This is a genomic window from Luteibacter sp. UNCMF366Tsu5.1 (assembly GCF_900119235.1).
Taxonomy (GTDB): domain Bacteria; phylum Pseudomonadota; class Gammaproteobacteria; order Xanthomonadales; family Rhodanobacteraceae; genus Luteibacter; species Luteibacter flocculans.
The window spans coordinates 516,589-538,801 of sequence record NZ_FPIS01000001.1 but is presented as its reverse complement, the minus strand read 5'-3'; the positions used below and the strand labels follow the sequence as shown (position 1 = coordinate 538,801).

General features: G+C 62.6%; 20 protein-coding genes. 15 read left to right on the top strand and 5 right to left on the bottom strand.

What is annotated here, in order from left to right; genetic code table 11:
• The first annotated feature begins 33 nt into the window (after positions 1–33).
• A complete protein-coding gene (locus tag BT115_RS02310; RefSeq protein WP_072320930.1) occupies positions 34–657 on the top strand; it encodes a response regulator in 624 nt (207 codons plus the stop codon).
• A 1-nt stretch (position 658) separates the two neighbouring features.
• Here BT115_RS02310 and BT115_RS02305 read toward each other — a convergent pair whose 3' ends face one another.
• Together BT115_RS02305 and BT115_RS02300 are read right to left on the bottom strand one after the other, a co-directional pair.
• Positions 659–1,600 carry an MBL fold metallo-hydrolase gene (locus tag BT115_RS02305; RefSeq protein ID WP_072320929.1) on the bottom strand — a complete coding sequence of 314 codons (942 nt, stop codon included), beginning with the start codon at positions 1,598–1,600 and terminating at the stop codon, positions 659–661.
• On the bottom strand, positions 1,597–2,460 hold the full coding sequence (locus BT115_RS02300; protein WP_072320928.1) for an alpha/beta fold hydrolase: 864 nt from the start codon (positions 2,458–2,460) through the stop codon (positions 1,597–1,599). The genes BT115_RS02305 and BT115_RS02300 overlap by 4 nt, the downstream gene beginning before the upstream one ends.
• Positions 2,461–2,671: 211 nt before the next feature.
• Here BT115_RS02300 and BT115_RS02295 point away from each other — a divergent pair, with 211 nt between their 5' ends.
• Complete coding sequence (locus BT115_RS02295; protein ID WP_083527258.1) at positions 2,672–3,379, top strand: alpha/beta fold hydrolase; 708 nt, start codon at positions 2,672–2,674, stop codon at positions 3,377–3,379.
• Positions 3,380–3,408: 29 nt separating this feature from the next.
• Here BT115_RS02295 and BT115_RS02290 read toward each other — a convergent pair whose 3' ends face one another.
• Positions 3,409–4,602, bottom strand: coding sequence for an MFS transporter (locus tag BT115_RS02290; protein ID WP_072320926.1), 1,194 nt, complete (start codon positions 4,600–4,602; stop codon positions 3,409–3,411).
• Positions 4,603–4,802: 200 nt separating this feature from the next.
• Here BT115_RS02290 and BT115_RS02285 point away from each other — a divergent pair, with 200 nt between their 5' ends.
• From BT115_RS02285 to BT115_RS02230, 12 genes are all read left to right on the top strand, one after another.
• The gene (locus BT115_RS02285; RefSeq protein ID WP_072320925.1) at positions 4,803–5,312 is read left to right on the top strand and encodes a helix-turn-helix transcriptional regulator; all 510 of its coding nucleotides are present in this window, start codon (positions 4,803–4,805) and stop codon (positions 5,310–5,312) included.
• Between the two features lie 60 nt (positions 5,313–5,372).
• On the top strand, positions 5,373–8,288 hold the full coding sequence (locus tag BT115_RS02280) for a sensor histidine kinase (protein ID WP_177257354.1): 2,916 nt from the start codon (positions 5,373–5,375) through the stop codon (positions 8,286–8,288).
• Positions 8,289–8,551: 263 nt separating this feature from the next.
• On the top strand, positions 8,552–10,732 hold the full coding sequence (locus BT115_RS02275) for a TonB-dependent siderophore receptor (protein ID WP_177257353.1): 2,181 nt from the start codon (positions 8,552–8,554) through the stop codon (positions 10,730–10,732).
• A 101-nt stretch (positions 10,733–10,833) separates the two neighbouring features.
• Complete coding sequence (locus tag BT115_RS02270) at positions 10,834–11,235, top strand: hypothetical protein (protein ID WP_072320923.1); 402 nt, start codon at positions 10,834–10,836, stop codon at positions 11,233–11,235.
• 51 nt (positions 11,236–11,286) lie between these two features.
• On the top strand, positions 11,287–12,126 hold the full coding sequence (locus BT115_RS02265) for an AraC family transcriptional regulator (RefSeq protein WP_072320922.1): 840 nt from the start codon (positions 11,287–11,289) through the stop codon (positions 12,124–12,126).
• Between the two features lie 74 nt (positions 12,127–12,200).
• A complete protein-coding gene (locus BT115_RS02260; RefSeq protein ID WP_072320921.1) occupies positions 12,201–12,674 on the top strand; it encodes a hypothetical protein in 474 nt (157 codons plus the stop codon).
• Between the two features lie 73 nt (positions 12,675–12,747).
• The gene (locus BT115_RS02255; RefSeq protein ID WP_072320920.1) at positions 12,748–13,497 is read left to right on the top strand and encodes a hypothetical protein; all 750 of its coding nucleotides are present in this window, start codon (positions 12,748–12,750) and stop codon (positions 13,495–13,497) included.
• Complete coding sequence (locus BT115_RS02250; RefSeq protein ID WP_072320919.1) at positions 13,498–14,496, top strand: phosphotransferase enzyme family protein; 999 nt, start codon at positions 13,498–13,500, stop codon at positions 14,494–14,496. It begins immediately after the preceding gene.
• Positions 14,493–15,338, top strand: coding sequence for a hypothetical protein (locus BT115_RS02245; protein ID WP_218184707.1), 846 nt, complete (start codon positions 14,493–14,495; stop codon positions 15,336–15,338). The genes BT115_RS02250 and BT115_RS02245 overlap by 4 nt, the downstream gene beginning before the upstream one ends.
• Positions 15,335–16,375 (top strand): asparagine synthase-related protein, encoded by a 1,041-nt coding sequence (locus BT115_RS02240; protein ID WP_072320917.1) that lies wholly within the window; start codon positions 15,335–15,337, stop codon positions 16,373–16,375. Before BT115_RS02245 ends, BT115_RS02240 begins: the two co-directional genes overlap by 4 nt.
• Complete coding sequence (gene asnB, locus BT115_RS02235) at positions 16,327–18,153, top strand: asparagine synthase (glutamine-hydrolyzing) (protein WP_072320916.1); 1,827 nt, start codon at positions 16,327–16,329, stop codon at positions 18,151–18,153. The genes BT115_RS02240 and asnB overlap by 49 nt, the downstream gene beginning before the upstream one ends.
• Positions 18,150–19,355, top strand: coding sequence for a glycosyltransferase (locus BT115_RS02230; protein WP_072320915.1), 1,206 nt, complete (start codon positions 18,150–18,152; stop codon positions 19,353–19,355). Before asnB ends, BT115_RS02230 begins: the two co-directional genes overlap by 4 nt.
• Here the strand turns inward: BT115_RS02230 and BT115_RS02225 are convergent.
• Positions 19,312–20,001: a cephalosporin hydroxylase family protein gene (locus tag BT115_RS02225; protein ID WP_072320914.1), complete on the bottom strand. Its 690-nt coding sequence runs from the start codon at positions 19,999–20,001 to the stop codon at positions 19,312–19,314. The two genes, BT115_RS02230 and BT115_RS02225, sit on opposite strands and share 44 nt — an antisense overlap.
• Positions 20,002–20,015: 14 nt before the next feature.
• Between BT115_RS02225 and BT115_RS02220 the strand changes: the two genes are divergently transcribed.
• Positions 20,016–21,077 carry a phosphotransferase enzyme family protein gene (locus tag BT115_RS02220; RefSeq protein WP_072320913.1) on the top strand — a complete coding sequence of 354 codons (1,062 nt, stop codon included), beginning with the start codon at positions 20,016–20,018 and terminating at the stop codon, positions 21,075–21,077.
• 497 nt (positions 21,078–21,574) lie between these two features.
• On the opposite strand, the gene BT115_RS02210 is transcribed toward BT115_RS02220, so the two are convergent.
• On the bottom strand, positions 21,575–22,147 hold the full coding sequence (locus tag BT115_RS02210) for a TetR/AcrR family transcriptional regulator (RefSeq protein ID WP_072320911.1): 573 nt from the start codon (positions 22,145–22,147) through the stop codon (positions 21,575–21,577).
• Positions 22,148–22,213 lie beyond the last annotated feature (66 nt).

Below are 22,213 nucleotides of genomic sequence, written 5' to 3'. Positions count from 1 at the left end.
GTATCCCGATCGCCAGACCATCTCGGCACAACCATGACATCACAGGCCATCCGCGTCATCGTCGTCGATGACCACCCCCTCTTTCGCGCGGGTGTGGTGGCCATGCTGGCCGCCGAACCGGACGTGCTCATCGTTGGACAGGCGGGGACCGGGGCCGAGGGCATCGAGGCTTTTCGGACCATGCGGCCGGATGTTGCCGTCGTCGACCTCAAGCTGCCGGACATGGACGGCGATGCGATGGTTGGTGCCATGCGGAAGATCGAACCGACGGCCCGCGTGATTGTGCTCACGACCTACGGCGGGGATGCGGCCGCGAGGCGGACCCTTGCGGCCGGCGCCCAGGGCTACCTTCTCAAGACCTCGCTCGCCAACGACCTTGTAGGGGCCGTTCGCGCCGTCCACGCGGGGCAGCACCGCGTCTCGGCGGAGGTCGCTAAACGCCTTTCCGAACACCGGGGCGATGAGCCGCTCACGGAGCGGGAGCTCTCTGTCTTGCGTGGCGTGGCGGCCGGACTGGAGAACAAGCAAATCGCCAAGCACCTCGGCATTGCTGCCGACACGGTCAAGGAACACCTCTCCCGCGTCATGGGCAAACTCCGTGCGAGCAACCGGGCGCATGCTCTGTCCATTGCGCTCGCCCGGGGTTATCTCGGCTGAATCAGGGTGTTCTCGTGTAGTTGACGGGTACCCATTGGTAACCCGTCCCCGTGCGCCGGATGTGCCCAAGGCCGGGGAAAGACACATGCGCCGCGGCGACCCAATACCCCTTGGCCACCGCGTCCTCGAGCGCACGCTTTCTCGAGACCGCCGCTTGCTCCTCGTCGTAGTCGTAGCGGATCGAGGCGTTCGGCTCGGCAAGCTGCACGGTAGCCACGTGGACCGTGTCACCCCAGGCCAGCAGATGCTCATCCCCGCTCGTGATCAGGTACCACGTGTGCCCCGGCGTGTGCCCCGGCGCCGGGATGGCATGGAAGCCAGGCAGTACGTCGGTTTCCCCCGCGAACGTCACGACATGCCCGGCCTTCTGGTAAGGCGCCAGGGAATCCATGGCACCTGAAAACATGGGCAGGAGGATCTTCGGAACCTTGTTTTCATTTGCCGCGTTGAGCCAGAAGTCGGCGTCCGCCTTGTTGACGTGGACGATTGCGTTGGGAAACAGCATGGTGCCGTTGCGGATGAGACCACCGACATGGTCGCGGTGCAGATGCGTCAGGAGGATGTCGGTGACATCCTCGGGGCGGTAGCCCGCCGCTAGCAGCGCCGTGGGCAGGAATCCGCCATCCCCTGCGTAGAGGGGGCCTGCGCCTGTATCGATGAGAACCAGCCGGTCGGGCGTCTTGACCAGGAAAGCGTTGATCGATCCCTGCACGGGGGATGCGAGGTAGTCGGCTTTGAGAAGACTGTCGACCTTTGTACGGTCGATATGGGTGAGCAGCTCATCGGCGAGAAACGGATGCGTGCCGTCGAGCAGCGCGGTGACCTCGTCCGCGCCCATGCGGAGGCGGTAAAACCCAGGGCCCTGCGGACCGACCCGCACATCGGTGGCCAGGGCAACACCCGTTGTGACGAGGAGCGCGAGCAACAACGCGAGCCGCTTCATGCCACACCCCCGTTCCAGCCGCTGAGGAAATCGAGCAGCAGGGAGTTGACGATTTCCGGCTGCTCCTCCTGGGGAAGATGGCCGCACTGGGCAATGGGCTCGGCACGAAGATGCGTCGCCATCCCGCGCCAGACCGCCGACATGTCGAAAGTACCGCCGACGGCTTCGAAATCGGCGCCCCAGATGGACATCGTTGGGCATGCGATGAGCGTATCGGCGTCTTGTTCGTCCTGGAGGACATCCTCGGGCGCCGCGCGGTAGTCGGCCATAGCCCCGCGAACGGCACCCGGTTCGCGGTACGCCGACACGTAGGCCTCGAAATCGGCGCCTTCGATCGTATGCGGGTCGTAGCACCAGTCGGTGAAGAAATGGCGCAACCAGACATCCTCGCGGCCAGAAATAAGCGCCTCTGGCAAATCGAGCACCTGGTGGAACGCGAAGAACCAGTATGCCTTGGCGACCTTTGCATTCATCGATTGGGCAACGATGCGCGTTGGCACGTTGTCCATCACCACCAGTCGGTCGAGGCGCTCCGGGTGGTCCTTGGCAAAACGCGTCGCGACACGCGCACCACGGTCATGACCCACGAGCGCGATACGGTCGATGCCGAGGTGATCGAGCAGCGCGACGAGATCCTTCGCCATGTTGCGCTTGTCGTAGCCCGTGGCCGGCTTGTCGGTCTTGCCATAGCCGCGGAGATCCGGCGCGATGACGCGGTACTTCTCGGACAGAACCGGAATCTGGTGACGCCAGGCGTAAGAGGTTTCGGGAAATCCATGGAGAAGGACGACTGGCGCCCCCTCACCTGCTTCGATGAAATGCTGGCGGATGCCGTTGGCCTTGATGGTGTGGTGTTTCATTGCGCGTCGACCGCAGCCAGGAGAAGGGTGCAGCGTAGCGATGACGCAAAGGCGGAAATAGCACGATTGGACCGCTCATTGATGAGGCATGAGGTGAACGCGTAGAACGATTGTCCGCCTCATCTTCCTGCAAGCTCCGCACAGGTAGTTGTCCTAGCTTGGCGTGTGTTTTGTCCCCGCACACCATTCTTCGCCATCGAAAGGACCTGCCATGAGCACCACATCAACCGCCTCGCCCACCATTGTCCTCGTCCACGGTGCCTGGGCCGATGGCTCGAGTTGGAACGCCGTCATTCCCAAGCTCCTGTCGAAGGGCCTGAAGGTCGTCGCCGTGCAAAACCCGCTTACGTCGCTCGCCGAGGATGTGGCTGCAACGAAGCGCGTCATCGATTTTGTCGAGGGCCCGGTTGTCCTCGTCGGTCACAGCTGGGCGGGGTTCATCGTCACCGAGGCCGGTGAGGACCCGAAGGTCAAATCGCTGGTCTATGTCTCGGCTTTCTCCGGCGAAACGGGCCAGACGACCGGTGAACTCGTCGGCAAGTACCCTGCTCCACCGGCGCTCGGTGGCATCCGCGACGATGGCAACGGTTTTGTCTATCTCTCCGAGCAGGCCTTCATCGATGACGTCGCGCAGGATCTGCCATCCGAGACAGCCCGCCTTCTTTCGGTCACGCAGGGCCCGCTCGCCAAGGGTACGTTCGCCGACGCGCTCACGAAGACCGCCTGGCGCACGCGCCCGTCCTGGTTCATCGTCTCGACAAGTGACCGCGCAGTCTCCCCGGAGCTGCAGCGCGATGCCGCGAAGCTCATGGGCTCCACGGTCACGGAGGTGCCGTCGAGCCATATGTCGCTCATCTCGCACGCCGATGAAGTCATCGAGGCCATCACGCAGGCCGCGGCGGCTGCATCACGCGGCTGACCAGGCAATCCCGGGCGACGCCCGCCGTCTCAGTGCACCTGCTGAGACGGCGAGGCGCGCCGCCGAACGAGGCTGAGGAGCAATGCACCCACAGGTAGCACGCCACCGAGGATGCAGACGCCCCGCCAGCCACCATGGACAAACGCCGTGGCTGCCGCCATCGACCCGAGCGCACCACCCACGAACATCGTGGTCATGAAGAGCGTGTTGAGCCGGCTCTTGTATTCCGGGTGCAGGCCGTAAATCAGGTGTTGGTTGGACACCAGCGCAATCTGCACGCCGAAGTCGAGCACCACGACGCCAACGATGAGCCCGATCAGGCCCGGCCATAACCCGAAGACGAGCCAGGCCACCATGGTTGCCGCCGCCCCGAGGGCGATGACCGGGGCCGGGCCGCGACGATCGGCTACGCGGCCCGCCACCGGCGCCATCGCGACGCCCACGGCACCGACGATGCCGAACAGGCCTGCTGACGCGGCGCCAAGGTTGAGCGGCGGTTCGGCCAGGCGGAGCGCGAGGGTCGTCCAGAATGCCGAGAACGAAGCAAACAGCAGCGCCTGCGTGATCGCTGCGCGGCGCAGCACCGGCTCACCACGCCAAAGGTGGATGAGCGAGCCCAGCAGGTCGCCGTAGCGGAGCTTTTTTGCCGGGTGATGTGCCGGAAGGCTGCGCGCCATGAGCGCGGCGCCCAGCAGGGCCAGTGGCACGGCCAGCCAGTACATCGCCCGCCATCCGGCCATGCTCGAGACGATGCCGGCGAGCGTGCGGCTGAGGAGGATACCGGTGAGGAGCCCGCTCATCACCGTGCCGATGGCCGCACCCCGCTTTTCTGGCGCGGAGAGGATGGCCGCAAACGGCACGATTTGCTGCGCGACCGTGGCCGCGGCGCCCACGAGGACCGATGCCAGGGCGAGCACGGCCAGGCCAGGGGCGATGGCCATGACCACGAGGGCAAGGGCGAGTACACCGAACTGAACGACGATGAGCTTCCGGCGCTCGCGCATGTCACCTAGCGGAAGCAGGAACAGCAGGCCCGCGGCATAGCCGAGTTGGGTCAAGGTGGGAATCCATCCACTGACGCGCGCATCGTGGAAGGTATTGGTCATCACGCCCAGCATGGGCTGGTTGTAATAGATGGACGCCACCGCGAGGCCTGCCGCGAGGGCCATGGCAAACAGGACGCCCCGGCGGGGGCCGCTTGCACGTTCTGTCGGTGAGGACATGGGGATTCCAGAGACGGGGGATGGCGCGCATGGTACGCGCCGAAAGCCGCTTTGCTAGTAGGACTGTGTCATAGCGGTCGTTCCGTACACGCATGAGCATTGAACGATCGGGCGTGACGCCAAAAGTGCAAGCCGGCCCGTAGACCACGCGCTAGGATTTTTGCGGTCGCCGGGATCCCGGCTCTTCTTTCAGCGCATGCATGGCAGCGGACATCGGCATCAGGGATGCACCCGACGAAGGACGCTTCATCGCCGAACTCGGCCGGCAGAGCGCGAGCGCCTGGTATGAACGGAACGGACGTGTGTTGCGCTTTTTCCGTGTCGATATTTCCCAGGCCCTGATCGAAAACGGGGTTGGCATCCAGCTCATGCGGGTGGCCTTGGCCCAGGCGCGGCTGCAGGGCTTCCTGGTCGAGCCAGCCTGCGATTTTGTGACGGAGTACATGCGCGACAATCCCGAGACGCAGGACCTGTTGACGAGCGATGGCTGGCGGATGCTTCAGCGCTCTGACAACAACGCCCTCACCGAACGGGAAATCTCGGTCTTGCGCGGTATCGCGGCGGGGCTCGAAAACAAGCAAATCGCAGAACGCCTCGGCCTCTCGACGGAAACGGTGAAGGAACACCTGTCGCATGCGATGAGCAAACTGCAGGCCAACAATCGCACGCACGCCGTGGCCATCGCACTCAAGCGTGGCTTCCTTCGGTAGATGGTGGACCTTCCACGGCGCGGTGGTCACAATGGCTCGAGGCCGTCCCGGGAAACGCCGATGCGTCGAGTTATGAAGCACCTGCTGGCCGCTTTCGGCCTGCTCTTGCTCGTGTACGCATCGACCGCCTTAGCCGACGCGCCACCGGCACCCGCTTACCGCCCGATCCGACAACTCATCCACCGCGCCTTTCCTGCCAGTGCAGGAGCGCCGGCCGGGGTCTGGGCAATCACGCAGGACCGCGAGGGCTACCTGTGGCTTGGTGGTCCGACGGGCCTGTTCAAATTCGATGGCGTCACCTTCGACGGCAGCCTCAGCCCCTTGCTGCCCCATCCCCAGATCATGTCGTTGCTTGCCACGCCCGACGGCGCTTTGTGGGTAGGTGACCGGAGTGGCTACATCACCCGCATTGCCGGCGGCAAAGCGCAGGTGTTTCCGAGGCCGGATGGCGTGGGAACGGTCATATCCCTGGCCCGCACCACGGACGGTACGTTATGGGCCGTGCGCACCAACGGGCTGTATCGGTTCACGGGCAGTAGCTGGGAGCGATTTCCAAAGACAGAGCCCGAGCCCAGGGAATATATCCAACAGGGATTCGTCGCACCCGACCAGTCCATCTGGCTTCTTCGCGAAAAGAGCGCGCTGCGGAAAGAACCCGGTGCCGCGGCCTTCGAACTGCGGACCCTCGCCGACTACCGTGCTGCGCAACTCGGTCGCGCGGGTGGCGTGTGGCGCCCGGAAGACCAACTCACCGACGAGATCATCGACGATGAGGGTGCCATGTGGTGCGGTGCGAATGCCGGCGTGGTGCGCATCATCTGGCCGGGAAGCGGTCCGGCGACAGGCCCGCCTGTGGTCGAGACGTACAGCGAGAAGGACGGGCTGACCGGTGCATCCGCGCTTGCGGTCTTCAAGGACCGCGAAGGCACCATCTGGGTGGCGACCCCCAAGGGCATCGACCAGTTCAGATGGGGTCGCTTCGAGCCAGTCGATCTACCTCAGGACACGTACAAGCCGGCCATCGCCACGGACGGCCAGGATCACCTGTGGGTGGCTTCCCAAGGCGGCTTGACCGAATTCGGGCCGATCGCCAAGGCGTGGCCACAAGCCGGAAAGCAGATAAACGCCGTCGCAAGGGCCCCGGACGGCAACGTCTTGATGACGTCGGACCGGGGCTTGCTGCGAATCGACGGACACGACATCAAGGTCGAGCCGCTTCCCTCGGCCATCATGGATATGCCGAGACAAGTGCGCGCGCTGTCCCAGGCTCGCGACGGCTCGGTGTGGCTGGCCTTCCGCCAGGCCTTCCGCCTGGCCGGTGGAACGGGTGTCCCCCTTGGCACGGACGCAGGCCTTCCGGGAAAAGAAAAGAACCTCCGTGCGATCGCCACGCGTGCCGACCACGGCTTGTGGCTTGGTTACGACGACAACACGGTGGCGACCATCGAGGATGATGGAACACGCGCGACGGTCTATACGGGCGCTGCAGGCATCGCCGTCGGACAGGTGATTGCCTTATGGCCACGCCACGACGGCGTCTGGATCACAGGCGACCATGGTGTGCAGTTCTTCACCCCGGGCAAACCCGTTCGCTCCTTGCGCTTCGCCGACGACCATGTGGTGCGGCTGGGCACAGGCATCGTCGAGCAGGCCGATGGCGATCTGTGGGTCAACGCGTCCGACGGACTTTATCGTGTCGCGGCGGATGACATGAAGCGATGGTGGGCAGACCCCCACTACCTCGTGCCTGTGCAGCACTTCGACGAGCGTGATGGCTGGCCGGGTCTTCGGGACGCGGTACCCGCCCCCTCGCTCATCCCTGGTGCCGGCCATCGTCTATGGGTCGCATCCGACACGGGTGTGGCGGGGCTCGACCCGGCACGCCTCACGCAAAACCCTCGCCCCCCGGTCGCGACGGTCCTGGCGGTCAACGGCAGGACCCTCGGGCCAGATGAGGCATTGGCCGCTGGCACGACACGTCTTGAGTTTCGTTATACGGCACCGGTTCTTTCCATCCCCGAACGTGCGCGATTCCGCTACCGGCTCACGCGCCAAGATGAAACGTCGCGAGACGTGGGCAACGTGCGGGAGGCGACGTATACGAATCTCTCGCCAGGCAGTTATACCTTCGAAGTTCTCGCGGCCAATGAGGACGGCGTCTGGTCCACGATTCCCGCACGCGTGTCATTCCGTATCGCGCCCTATTTTTACCAAACGACGTGGTTTGCGCTGCTCTGCGCGGCCATCGTGATCGCCCTGCTCTACGCGCTTTACGCCTGGCGCCTGCGGATTCTGGGTACGGTCTTGCTTGCGCGGGTCATGGAGCGCGAGCGCATCGCGCGTGAGTTGCATGACACGGTGCTGCAAGGACTGCATGGAGTGCTGCTTTACGTGCGCGTGGCGGCCAACGCAATGAAGGAAGGCGCCGCTCGTGATCACCTCAAGCGGGCCCTGCGCGTGGCTGAACAGACCATGGCGGAGGGACGGCAGCGCGTCGTGGACCTTCGCACGACTCCCAGACCATCGATATCGCTGGTCGTGCGCTTGCGCGCCGCGCTGAACGAATGCCTCGCCGACACCAACATCGAGGGCGTCGTCACAGTCGACGGCGAGGAGAAACCCATCCGGGCCGAAGCGGAAGATGATCTCAACGCCATTGTCTTGGAGCTCATCCGTAATGTTCGAAAGCACGCGCATGCGAACGCCGTCTGCGTCAACATTCGGTTTGGCGAGCACCATCTCGACATCGAAGTAAGCGACGACGGCGTGGGGGTGGCCCCCGGAGCGACTGACAAACCGCTATCGTTTGGATTGCAAGGCGTCCGGGAAAGGACGGCGCGCTGGTCGGGCCACTTCACGATCGGGCAAGGCGAACCCAGGGGCACCAGTGCTTACGTGACCATGCCTGCTGTGGCGATTTATGCGTCGGCGGCCGGCAGGCGGTGGAGGTTCGGGCTTCCGCGTAAGACTGAGTGACGAGAAGAAGACGTAGGCAGCTCGCTCCGTTCGCCAAGTTTGGCCTACTTGAACAATCATCTGGCCTAAATTCGCCATCGTGCCTGACAGGCCGCGGGTTCTAATACGACGTCTAAACATTAATGAGTCGTATTTGTATGCGCAGGCTATCGTGCAAGGGAAGGCCTTTCGGACGTATCTGCGGGACAGTCCCTGCCCGTCCACAGCGGGCCCGCCCCAAGGGATTACTCGGGTGTGCAGCGCGCAACAATCTGGGTTCTGCCATGGTCGTCGCCTTGGTCATCAGCGCGCAGAACACCTTCGCCGCCGAGCCGACGCCGGTCCAGGACAATGCCAAGGAGCACGCGTCCAAGGACAAGCTGACCTTGCCGGTCGTGATCGTCACAGGCCATGTGGACCCCGAGGCGACCGAGGGGACCGGTTCATACACGACGGGAAAAACGGCGGCGGCCATGCGCCTGCCGCTAGCGTTGAAGGAGACACCGCAGGCGGTCACGGTGATCACGCGTCAACACATGGACGACCAGCAATTGAACTCGGTACAGAGCGTGCTGGATAACACCGCAGGCGTCACCTCGTACCAGTCCGACAGCGAACGGACGAGCTTCTATTCCCGCGGTTTCCTGATTAACAACATTCAGTATGACGGGATACCAACGGCCGTTGGTGATGTTGTCAATGGCAGCGGCATCGGTTCTCTCGACACTGCCTTTTACGATCGTGTCGAGGTCGTACGTGGTGCCTCCGGCTTGCTGACCGGCACCGGCAATCCCTCGGCCGCCATCAATCTGGTACGCAAACGGCCCACCCGTGATTTCTCGGCATCTGCGTCTCTCGGCGCAGGCAGTTGGGATACCCACCGGGGAACCGCTGACGTCTCGACGCCTCTGACCAAGGACGGCCGCGTCCGAGCACGTGTGGTGGGGACGTATCAGGACGGAAACTCCTACATCGACCGATACAAGCCGCGGAGGAAGGCATTCTACGGCGTCGTCGAGGCCGATCTGACGCCCGACACGTCGATAAGCATGGGCTTCGACTATCAGGACAGCTCCCCTAAGGGTTCGACCTGGGGAGGGTTACCGCTCTGGTTCAGTGACGGCACACAAGCGGACTACCCACGCTCAAAGTCCTTCGGGCAGACATGGAGCGGTTGGGACACACATATGAAAACCGCATTCGCCACGATAGAACACCGCTTTGCCAATGGGTGGAACCTACGGGCCGTTGCCAATCAGTATCGCACCGGATTCGACTCACACCTGATCGCGCTGGGCGGCCGTCCTGATCGTCTCACGGGGCTGGGCGCCTATCCCTTCGGGGCCTATCCGGTAGCGCTAGCGTCCGAAGGCCGCAGCCACCAAAACACCCTGGACGTCATGGCAAGCGGCCCTGTAGAACTCTTGGGCCGCTCCCACGACGTGGTGGTCGGCGCGACGAGTTCTTGGCGCGACGGCAGCGAACGGGACATTCCTCCGTTTTATCCAGGCTTGGTGCCAGTCAACATCTACGACCTCGGCTCGCCCTACCCCCGGCCCGACTTCGAGGCGATGGCGTCGGTACCGACCCAAACCCGAATCAAGCAAGTCGGTGTCTATGCCGCAGCCCGTTTTTCGCTTGCCGATCCCCTGAAACTCGTCGTGGGCGGCCGCTTCACCACCTATGAAATCAACGAGAACGTCAACGGCGCGCCTTTTCATTACAAGAAATCCGGTGAGTTCGATCCATACGCCGGCCTGATCTATGACATCAACACGACCTATTCGGCCTACGTCAGCTACACCGGCATCTTCAACCCGCAAACCGACTACCGCGACAACAACGGCAACGTGCTCACGCCGGCCAAAGGTAAAACCAGAGAAATCGGGCTGAAAGGCGATTACCTCGAAGGGCGTCTCAATGCATCGGTCGCCTTGTTCGATACCCATCTGGACAACGCCGCGCAGATCGTCGCTGGGCGATATACACCAAGCGGCGCCCAGGCCTATGAGAGCGTGAACGGGACGACGTCGCGCGGCGTCGAGCTGGACCTTCAGGGCGAACTGGCGCGCGGCTGGAGTGTATATGCAGGTCTCGCCCACTTTACGGCCAAGGACGGCAAAGGTGTACGCCTAAACTCGCAGCTACCCCGCACCACGGCACAGCTTTTCAGCACGCATCAGTTTTCTGGAAGCTGGAGCCGACTTACGCTGGGCGGTGGGCTCAAGTGGCAAAGTCGCTTCTACGAGGCGGCGAACACCGGCACCAGCACATTGGGCGGAGAGCAGGCGTCGTATGCCATGGTGTCGCTGATGGGACGCTATGCCATAGCGAAGGGAATCGACGTCGCGGTCAACGTCAACAACCTACTCGATCGGAAGTACGCGTTACAGAAAGGCGACTTCGACACAGTCGGCTATGGCGCGCCACGGAACGTGATGGTGACGCTGAACCTCAAGTACTGATTTGTCTCGGTGCAGGCGTTAGCCACGCGAACCCTGCACCTAACCATCGACCGTGGAGAAAATCCACGCCCGTTCAGCGGCAAGAACACAGGAGTTGGCAAATGACGATGAATAGCTCGGATTTTCCACTGGTATGGATGAACTTTTCACACCAGCCTGGGCATGACGCCCAGAAAGACTTCGATGAATTCGAGGCCAATTTAAAGCGCGGCGAGTCATTCGTCATCTTGAGTGATTCCTCCCCCTCCGAAGACCATGAGCATACGCCGGAGGAAAAGAAGCTCGTTTCGCTCTGGATGAAGAAGCACAAGCTTCAATTGCGAACGCTGGTTCTTGCCATGATCGTCGTTGAGCCAAGTCAGGCAAAACGTGTTGCTTATAAAGCCATGTCGGCCATGTTTGCTAAGTTTTGGGGTTATCCGATGATCCTTGCCGCTTCACGCGAGCAGGCCATCGATATGGCTAGAGAATTGCTGTCGACTGGCGCGGTGTCGCCTCAATAATCCAACGGCTTCCATAACGACTTGAATTCCAGATGAGGCTAGGCACACACCATGTCGGTCGGCGACGTCACCAACATGAGCATACAGATCGACATCGACAACGTACCCGGGCGCGTCGTTGCCTTGAGCGCCACATCGGTAGCAAAAGACTGGGAAAACACGAAGCACCAGCATCGTAAGGCCCAACTGATCTACTCTGTTCGCGGCATCCTCAACTGCGAAATCGAAGACGGTGTGTGGATCGTACCGCCGCAGTGCGCCATATGGATTCCAGGCAACCTGCCACACTCGGCACGTGGGTCGGGTGAAACGGAATGTCATTGTGTGTTCGTGGAGCCGGACGCGGCATCGAATCTTCCGAAAACCTGTTGCACGATCTCGGTCTCCCCACTGCTACGTGAGCTATTGCTGACGGTGGCCGGCTTTCCTGCGCTTTACATGCCGGGTGGCCGGGAGGACCGCCTGATTGCGGCATTGCTCGACGAGTTGGCGCTGGCTCCCTTGGAGGACCTGCATTTCCCCATGCCGCGCAACCTTCGATTGCGGCGCATTGCGGAATACCTGCTGGCAGCGCCCGACGATAAAAGCTCGAAGGCCGACTGGGCCGCACGAATAGGCATGAGCGAGCGAAGCCTGAGCCGCCTGCTGCAAAGCGAAATCGGCATGGGTTTCGGACAGTGGCGAAGGCAGCTGCACGTCATCCTCGCGCTTCAGCGGTTGACGAAGGGTGAGAGCGTGCAGACGGTGGCGTTCGAGTTGGGCTATGAAGATGCCAGCGGCTTCGTCACCATGTTTCGCAAGGCGGTAGGCAAGCCACCGGCCCGATACCTCGCCGAAAAAACGATTGATGGACAATCCACTCCCTCGCGGGGCATTGTGATTTCCGATTAGGACTGATTAGATCGAGTGTCCCAAGGACGTCGATCCCGCCCCGCTCCGCCTTCAATCCTGGTAAGGAGACAAAGATGCAGCAGCTCATTGAGACTATCGAGCCCTTACCCGATGCCATTAGAGACGCAAAGGCCGGCGTGCTCAGAGGCGCCCGCTTCTGTTTCCACGACGCTTTCCAGCTCACAGCATGTTACCCGGATGTGTCCCTGGTCCTAGGCTTTCTCCATGAGGACGGCGAGGTATATCCCCACGCCTGGATCCGGGCTGGAGAAGTCGACTTCGATCCCACGTCATCGCGTGCGGGTCCGAGGATCGCGTTGGCGCTATGGACGCACGCTCAATGCCGTGACCACGTCTTCCACAGCCCCAGCGTGCCGGGTCGTCCCGATGAGCGCGCGGTGATACCACCACGGGTGAATCGCGCCGGTGACATCGTGTTTACCGAAATCGACAATCGCGACCGCGAGTTGCTTAGCGCCGGTGACAAAGCGCGTGCCGCAGTGCTGAGGGCACAGCTTCTGGCCATCATCGCGTCAGCTGGGCGGTGAGTTTGTAGGTCGTCTTCTCTAGGCTGGCATCTTCGCTATCATTCGGTCATCGCAACCCTATGGCTGGCACGGCATGCATGAAGGGACTCCGCAAATCGATCTGTCCAGGCTGATGCCCGGCTTGTATTCCCAGGGCACCGAGGAAGCGATTCTCTCCCGTATTCTGGAACGTATCCCGACCACGAATCGATACTGTGTCGATATTGGGGCCAGCGACGGCTTGCGTAACAGCAATACGGCCTTGTTGCTGCGTGAGCAAGGTTGGTCTGGCACGTTGGTCGAAGCATCCGCTTACCGATTTGGACGGTTGCGGGAGAACTACGGCGAAGCGAAGAACGTGACGTTGGTCGGAGAACGCGTCCAGCCTGATATGGCGGACGATTTGCTCGACGAAGCCGGGGTGCCGGCTGTGTACGACTTTCTTTCCCTCGACATCGACGGCAACGACTACTGGGTGTGGCGTGCGTTGCGTCGTCATCGCGCGCGCATCGTCGTCGTGGAATACAACCCGTACTATGCGCCTCCCGAACGCTGGGTCATGGCCTTCGACGCTAACCATGCCTGGGATGGGTCGACCCATTACGGAGCCAGCCTCGAGTCACTGGTTGCGCTCGGCAAGACGCTCGGCTATGAGCTGGTGTGCTGCGACGACATGGGTAACAACGCCTTCTTCGTCGACCGCGACCTCTACCCCCTGCTCGGCATCGCCAATAACGAACCGCGGCTGTTGTTCCGCCCGGCGATGTACAACCTTCGATACGTGGGGCACAACACGTTCCTTACCGGGCATCCTTACCGGTTCGGACCTGGCGAGTCGATCTGAGTGACGTCCTCATCCCCCGCTTCGCTGGCTTTCCCGAACGACTACGATCTGCGCCCTCTGGGCAAGGCCGTGCCGGTGACCGAGCGCGTTTCCCGGTGGTCGACAGATCAGGGCGATGTGGCGGTCAAACGGTTCACGGCGGCAGACAGCCTCCGTGGCGCACGGGAAGCGGAGCTGATCGCGTTTCTCGGTTCTCACCGCGATGACGCCTACCGCGTCCAGTCGCTGATCAGGACGACGACGGGTAAGACTTCGGCGGAACACGACGGTCAACGGATTCTCGTGACTCGCTGGGAAGCCGGTACATACCGACCTTACGACACCTACTCGGCTGCGGAATGGGCGTCCCTTGGCCGCTGCCTGGCGTCACTGCATGCGAGGCTGGACGAGGTAACCACGCCCTCCCTCGATACCCTATCCCAGCGCGTGGGACGTATCGATGCCGAGGCCGAGCTTTTCCGGCTGGAACAGAGCGGCCTGTTCATATCGGAACATGTCGGCATGGATAGCTCAAGCGTTACACGCTATTTGACGGTCTGCCGTGACATGTTCGCTTCCTGCTACGCACGCGCCGTCGAGGCCTTTCCGCTCGACGATCCGGAGCGGCCGATTCACAACGACTTCAACCAGTTCAATTATCTTTTCCATGCCGGCTTGCCCCCGCTGATCATCGACTGGGAAGCTTCCATCGGTGCGCCACGCGAATTCGAGGTCGTCAGGTGCCTGAATCACCTGCCCTTGAAGAACGCCGCGCTAGCCCGCTCTTTCCTGGCGGGCTACCTCAGTCTCCGCCCGCTACACGCCGAGCGCATGCGCTGGGCCGTGGACGTGTCGTGCGTCATGCATGCAACGAAGCACTGGGTGCTCGAAGGCTGGATAGCGGGTCGCGCGGGTTTCGAGGAACGCCTGCGCGGCGCCATGGAGATGGTTTCGATGCTTGCGCGGGAACGTAACGGTCTGGCTGATTTCTATATCCAATGTGTAGGAGACGCGTCGTGAGCACGGTCGAACGGGAGCACGTTTTTCCCCCGCTCATGGAGCGTCACTATCCTATCGTCGATGGGCGCATCCAGACGCGATCCCTTGAAGCTCACATCGTGGATCATTGCAACCTGACGTGTGTCGAATGCTGCTCGCTGTCACCACTGTTGCCCACCTGGACGGCCGACCCGGCGTCGTTGTTCGAGGACCTCACGCGGGCGGCACGCGTCGTCAAACCGCGCGTCTTCAAGCTGGTCGGCGGTGAACCCACCCTACATCCGGAACTGGTCGCGATACTTCGCGGCGTTCGAGCGACGGGAATTGCACCGAAAATCTCGGTGACGACGAACGGCTTGCTACTCGGCCGCCTCCCCGACGCGTTCTGGGAAGAAGTCGATGCGCTGACGATCTCGCTCTACCCGAAACCGCGCCTCGGTGCCGCACTCGCCGCGCACATCGAGGCCCAGGCGACGCGCTTCAACGTGGCGCTCAACTGGAAAACCCAGACTCAGTTCGTGCGTATGACGCGCGACCCTGCGTCACACGACGTGGCGGAGACGCAGGCGGTCTACCACGACTGTTGGCTCAGGGAACGCTGCCACCTCATTCGCGATGGCATCTTCTACACCTGCACCCGACCGCCGCACATGCAGACACTCCATCGCGGAGCGAATGACTTCACGCACGATGGCATCCCGCTGCACGACGGCGATGCGTTGGTCGAGGACCTTCACGCGTATCTGATGCGCGAGACGCCACTGCAGGCGTGCTTCCATTGCCGCGGCGGTAGCGCATCGATGGAGCCGCATCGGATGATGCGGCACGCCGAAGTCCAGGCAGAGAAGGCCCGCTTCGAATGATCCTTGGTTACCGCGACGCCTTCGGCTTCGAACAGCTTATTTACCATCCCGCGAGTGGAACCTACGGCGCAAGCATCCGCGGGCTGATCAGCCGGGGATCGCTCGCTTGCGGACACGTCGATACGGGCGCGGTCGCCGGATACTTCAGTGGCATGCGCTTGCCGGGACGCACAGTACTCGCGGACTTCTTTGCGGTGCCTCCTGGGTATGCGCTTTTGACTTCGCCCAGCGGCCTTACCGTCGCCCCTCGGCCCATGGTCTCGGAAGCGGGCGATCTGGAATCGCTTCTTCTCGCGTCGCTGGAGCGTGTTCTCGAACGCAAGCGCCCCGCCGCGATCGCGCTGAGTGGCGGCCTCGATTCCGCCTTGCTCCTCGCGATGCTGGACACCCTCGGAGCCACCCACATCCCCGCCTATGTGTTGACGACGAGACTGCCCGGCTACGACGAACTTGACGCCGCACTCGAGACGGCGAGGCGATCGGGCGTCGCGGTAGTGGTCGTCGAAGCCAGTGAGGCCGACTTCGTTGACGCCGTGCCCGATGCCATGCGCCATCTCGAAGAGCCGTTGTTCAACCTGCATCCTGTGGCGAAGCTCCTTTTGGCCCGGGCCATGCGGCGCGATGGGATCGAACTTGCCATCAGCGGCGACGGTGCCGACCAGGTGCTTCGACGCGACACCTCGGCCGACTATCTGCCGTTATGCCGCACCTTGTTCCGGGCCGAAGGCATCGAGCTTGTCCCGCCCTTTCTGGATGGCGATGTCGTTGCACACATGCAGGCGCTTCCGCCTGATCCCGAGAAGACGTGCCTACGCGTGCTTGGTAGGCGCTTCGGGGTCTCTTCTGAGTTGACCGACGGACCCAAGCGAGTCCGCCTGGCGCCACCAATGAATATCGATCATCTCTTGCCAAGGCCGGATATCGAGGCGCTGGCCGCCCAAATCGGCACGGCCACGCCGGCGCTGACGACCGATGCCGAACGCGTGCAATGGGCCACGCTGCGCCTGCTTCTGGCCGACCTCGGAGTCGCAGGCTGATGTGCGGCCTTGCTGGCTTGATCCGGTATGACGGCGACGCGCGCATGCACACGGACCGAGTGATCGCGATGCGTGACCGTCTTCGTCACCGCGGCCCGGATGGCAGCGGCCTTTGGCACGACCCGTGCGCCGTGCTCGGCCATACCCTGCTCGCCCTCGTCGACCCGGCCAACAGCGCGCAGCCGATGCGCAGCGCCGACAACCGCTACGCGCTCGTGTACAACGGCGAAATCTACAACCACGACGCGCTGAGGACCGAGCTGTCGAAAGCATGGCGGTTCCAGTCGCGCAGCGACAGCGAGGTCGTGCTGGCGGCTTACGCGACGTGGGGAGAGGCATGCCTGGCTCGCTTCAATGGCATGTTCGCGTTCTTCGTGTGGGACACGGAACGTCGTCAGGGTTTTGCAGCGCGGGACCGTCTGGGAATCAAGCCCTTCGTTTACGCCGAACAGTCCGACGAGTTCATCTTCGCGTCGGAAGCGAAGGCCTTGCTGCCGGCCATGCATGCGCGCCCGCACGCGAACATCGAAGCCGTCACCGAATATCTGGTCGCTCCTTACTTCAGCGGTGTTGCAGCGCCGATGTTCGTCGGCATGAACTACCTCCCGCCTGGCCACGCGTTGCGCATCACCGCGGAAGGCGTACGCGTGTGGCAGTGGGCGATCGAGGGTGAAGCGACCGCTTCGCCAGGCTCGTGGAAGGAAACGGCTGACCACCTGCGCGTGCGGTTGGGCGAGGCTGTTCGGCGAACTCTCGTGGCAGACGCTCCCGTGGGGCTGTTCCTGAGCGGCGGCCTGGATTCCACCTTGATCGGTGCGTTGGCAACGCAGGCCGGCGCAACACCGGAAAGCTTCACCATTGCCTTCGCCGAGCACGATCGCTACGACTACGCAGCCTCCCTGATCGTGGACTCCGACGATCAGCCGTTTGCGGAAAGCGCGTCGACGCATTTGCGACTGCCGCGTACGGACGTCAGGCCCTCGCGCGATGACTTCGGAAAAAGCTTGCGCGAGGTGGCAAGTCAGAACGATGCCCTGCCCGCATGGGAGCAGGAACTGGCGCAACATCACCTTGCTCGGACGGCGGGAACCCGCATGAAGGCCGTCATGGTCGGCGATGCCGCCGATGAAACGCACTTCGGCTATCACTTTCTTCTCGACCCCCACGCGACGAGCGATCCGCTTCATGTGTTGCAGCGTTTGACCGGCGACCCCTACCTGCGCCCAGGCTTGCTTGCGCGGCCGCTCGAATATTTTGGCGCGGCGTACCGTGCGTTGGCCCAGGATGCCGGTCATGAGTGGGCGACCGTCGGCGGTCGTTTACGCGCGACCCAATGGCTGGTCAGACATCGGTGGCTGCAACGTCTTCTGCATAACGGCGATATTCATTGCATGGCCCATGGCGTGGAAGCACGCGTACCCTTCGGCGACACGGCACTGCTAGATCTCGCGGTGTCGATAGCGCCTGAAGACGCGCTGCGCCACGGTGTCGAGAAGGCCATGTTGCGCGAGGCGGCGCGGGGTCTGGTGCCCGAGGCTATTCGGCGTCGACGGAAGTCGGCGCTCCCCAAAGACCAGGGTGCTGGCGAACATGTCCGCCAGCACGCCCATGAGACGCTGCGGGACCATGGCGACTCTGTCGCTGTCGTGATGGATGTACCACGCCTGCTTCGACGTTGCGCCGATCCCAGGCCGCTCGACGAACACGAGCGTGCGGTCATGTTCCGCGCCTCCGCCTTGGCCCACTGGGCCACCCTTCACGATGTGAGTTTTGCATGAGCCGTGTTCTTTTCTGTGTCGTTCCAGAGCGCGGGCACATCAATCCGTGCATGGGGCCGGCACTTGCATTGAAAGCGATGGGCCATGCGGTGGCGTTTCATGCGCCCGGCGACATCCGTCACCAAGTGCGGCGCGCAGGTGAGTTCGAATGTTTTGGACCTGTCGAATCGCCGCGCCCGGCGGACTGGCGACGCGGTGCAGAATTTGCGAGGCAGGTGCGCGATCCGTCGTGGCTTCGCGAGTGGGTGCGCTCCTTGCTGATCGATGGGGTGCCTGCCGAGATCGACCGTGTTCGTGAAAGCATCGGTCGCTGGCGCCCGGATATCGTCGTCATCGATCCGTTGCTGTACGCCGCTGCCATCGCCGCCGACGCCGAGGGGCTACCCTGGGTGGCGATGTCCAACTCGCTGAATCCCGTGCTGCCGCCGTCGCTCGACTCCGATCTATTGGCAACCGTTCGATGGCTTGCACCTTCTCGCGATGCGCTCTTTGCCGCACACGGGATGAATCCGACGTTTCGAGGCTGCGACGTGATCTCGCCATGGTTGACGATCGCTTTCACCACCGAGGCGTTGGCGGCCGACGCACCACTGGATGTCGCCCTGGTCGGACCTTCATTACCCGCCACACTGCGCGGCGACGAGCCAGACTTCTCCTGGGAACGCCTGGACCCTGCCCTACCCCTCGTGTACATGTCGCTGGGCAGCCAGATCTACTACCAGCCCCAGATGTTCTCGAAGGTCATCGAAGCGACTCGCGACCTCCCCGTGCAGTTGGTCCTGTCGTTGGCCGACCTGCTCGACACGACCGAGCTGCCGATGTTGGGGCCGCATATGCACGCGGTGCGCTATGCACCGCAACTCGCGATGCTGGACCGCGCGTCGCTCTTCATCACGCACGGAGGCGCCAACTCGGTCATGGAGGCGCTGTCGTTCGGCGTGCCCATGATCATCTCGCCGCTGTGCAACGACCAGTTTCATCAGGTGCATTTCGTCGAGCGCGCAGGTGTGGGGCGGCGGCTCGATCTCGAGCACGCATCGCGTGATGACATTGCCGATGCCATCACGGGATTGATGACGTCCGAACAGGTCAAAGCGAACGTTGCACGCGTTGCGGAGAGCTATCGCCGCCCAGGGTCTACGGAAGCCGCGCAACTCATCAGCGAGCTCGCCGCAGGAAACCGTCGGGCGACAGCGTCATGATCACCTGGTCTTCGATGTCATGATCCACCTCGAAGCGGTCGTTCTCGACGAGAAAAGCCTTTGCCGCCGTGGCTGGGCTATTACCCCTGCCATACGGCTTGCCTGCAAATGTCTCAGCCGGCAGGTGCTCCATGATCGTGTCCATGACGATCGCATAGCTGCCCGGCGTCACCAGCGGCGCATACGTACGAAGCTCGCCGAGTACATGATCATGCGTGTGGACGAGATCGAGAATGACCATGGTCGGCGAGAGGTCGGCGCACTGCGCCACGACCTTTTGAAACGTCGCGGGATCGAGCGAATCGCCTTCGACAATGCGCATGCGATGCGCCAGGCGATGCGAAAGCAAGCGGTCCCGAACCTCGGCCCGGAGTTTGGGTTCGACGGCAACAACGATCCCGTCGCCACCCGCCAATTCCAGCATCGAGGCGGAAAATACCGCTCCGCCGCCCGCAGCGATGCCTGTCTGGATGATGCACCGAGGCTTGACGCGCCAAACCAGCTCTTGAATGGCGAGCATGTCGCCGGGAAGATGAAAGAACCGCTCACCGAGCCATCGGTTATGGAACAGATGATCGACCTCAGCGGCGCGGGTCAGCCATTCCACATTGATATCGCGCATGCGAGCGGAAATACGTTCGGACATGATCGAGCCAGGTCATGGACAGCGTGATGGACGACGCGGCATTAGCGCTGCTAAGTACCGCGTGGGGGCTTGGCGACGTACGCCCGGAGCCTTTGCCTGCGGGCCATACTAACAGTTCGTACCTCGTCCCCACCGAACAGGGCGCGTGTATCGTTCGCGTCTCCTGGCCAGGAAAGACGGCTGAGCAGGTCCATAGAGAGCGGCAGGCGATCCGACAGGTACGCGGGAAGCCGGGTGATATCGCGGTGCCTGCGGTCATCCCTACCCGGGAGGGAAATGACTTCGTCAGGACCGACGAAGGACGTTGGCTGCATGTGTTCGAACGTATCGATGGGAAACCGGGATTGCCGCAGGATCCCGACCGTGCGACGACACACGCGATGCACGCTCTGGCGGGGCTGCACGCCGCACTGGTGCCCCTCCCATGCACGAGCGCCCATCCGCTGGCCTGGCTATGGCAGCGCTACGAACGCATTCGGGCACACCCCGCTCCGCTGCTGCCGGCGATCCCGAATGCGCATTATGATTTGATGCTCGACCATGCACACGCATGGCTGACGGCAGCCACGACATGGGTGCGCGGGCCGATACAGTGGCTACACGGCGACTTCCATGCCGGCAACCTTCTCTTTATCGACCATCGGGTTAGCGGGATCGTGGACTTCGACGAGGTGGGCCAAGGGACTTCCTGGCTCGAAGCCGCCTTCGCTGCGTTCGCTCTCTCACGCGATGCCGAGCGAGATGACGGTTTTCACTTTGATGATCGGCGGTGGCATCGAGCGGTGTTGGCGTATGCTGAAAGGATTCCCGGTGCTGACGCAACCTGGTGGTTGCGCCACCAAGAGGCACTCATGAATCTGTTCTGCCTCGATCAGGTGCTGATCCATATCCACGCGGCGCAACGTCGGCTCTGGCAGCCCGGCCCGGGCATGGGTTTTCTCGGTTGCTGGCGAGCCCTGCGTCGTCAATACGATCTCAGCGAGAGCCAGCGCTCGACGGCGTCGACGGTTGCTTCGCGTTCCTCGGCAGTCGGGGAAGCATCGTGCAGGCAGAGCACGGCATCTTCGTTACGTTGAATCTGATCGGCCATATGCGCACGCATGGCCCCAACAAGGCGGTCTACGTCCGGAGCGGGTCTTACCCAGTCGTCGAAGAGCGACGTCCATCCCACATGCGATCGACCGAGGGATGCGAGCACGCGCATGCGGGTGTCGCCCTCTTGCGCGCCATACGGCAGCCGTAGCGGGATGCTCTCTGGCGAAGCGACACCGGCCTTATCGAAAGCCTCACGAATAAGGCGATCGGTCGCCGCGATATCGTCCTTGAGTCTTTGATCGCTCAATTCACCGTCATGCGCATGCGACCATGTGTGATTGCCGATCACGTGACCGTCTTCAACCATGCGTCGCAGGAGTGCAGGCTGCGCTTGCGCGTGTTTTCCAAGGACGAAGAAGGTCGCGGTGAAGCGCGCGTGCCCCAGCACATCCAAGAGGCGAGCGGTTGAGGGTCCGGGGCCGTCGTCGAATGTCAGTTGGATGGAAATCATAGGTTTCGACGCTATCGCCTCGCCGCTTCAACGCACCCTGATTCCATCGAGAAACAGATCGACCAGGTGCTTGACTCGTGACTTCGCCGGACCACCCTGCTCCACCGCCAGGGAGATCGCCGTGATGACGCAGAGCAGATCGTCGAATGAAACGTTTTTCGCCACGGCCTTGGCTTTCTGCGCGCGCTGCAGCAGGCGCTGCCCTTCCTCGCGTCCTGCGTTGCATCCGACGGTATGGCTCTTGAGCACCGTCCCGAGCTGCACGGCCAGTCCTTGGTAATGGCTGGCATGCGTGGCGAGTTCGACCATGAAGGCGCGGAGCGACGTGCCTGGGTCCATCACGTCGTCGCGGGTGCGGCTGTTGGCGGCGAGCGCGAGCAGGCGTTCGTCGCAGAGCGCGCCTAGCAGTGACTCGCGCGTCGGGAATCGACGGTAGAGCGTGCCGATACCGACCTTCGCGCGTTTCGCGACGTCCTCGAGGGACGCGTCCGCACCGCGTTCAGAGAACACCTCATCCGCCGCCGCAAGGATGCGCTCGCGGTTGCGCGCCGCATCGGCACGTAGCGGCATCTCGTCGATCGTCGGGGATGTTTGGGTCATGGACAGCCTCGGTTGCAAAGTGGATGATGCCTCCATATATTAAATGGAGCAATCCTCCACTTATCT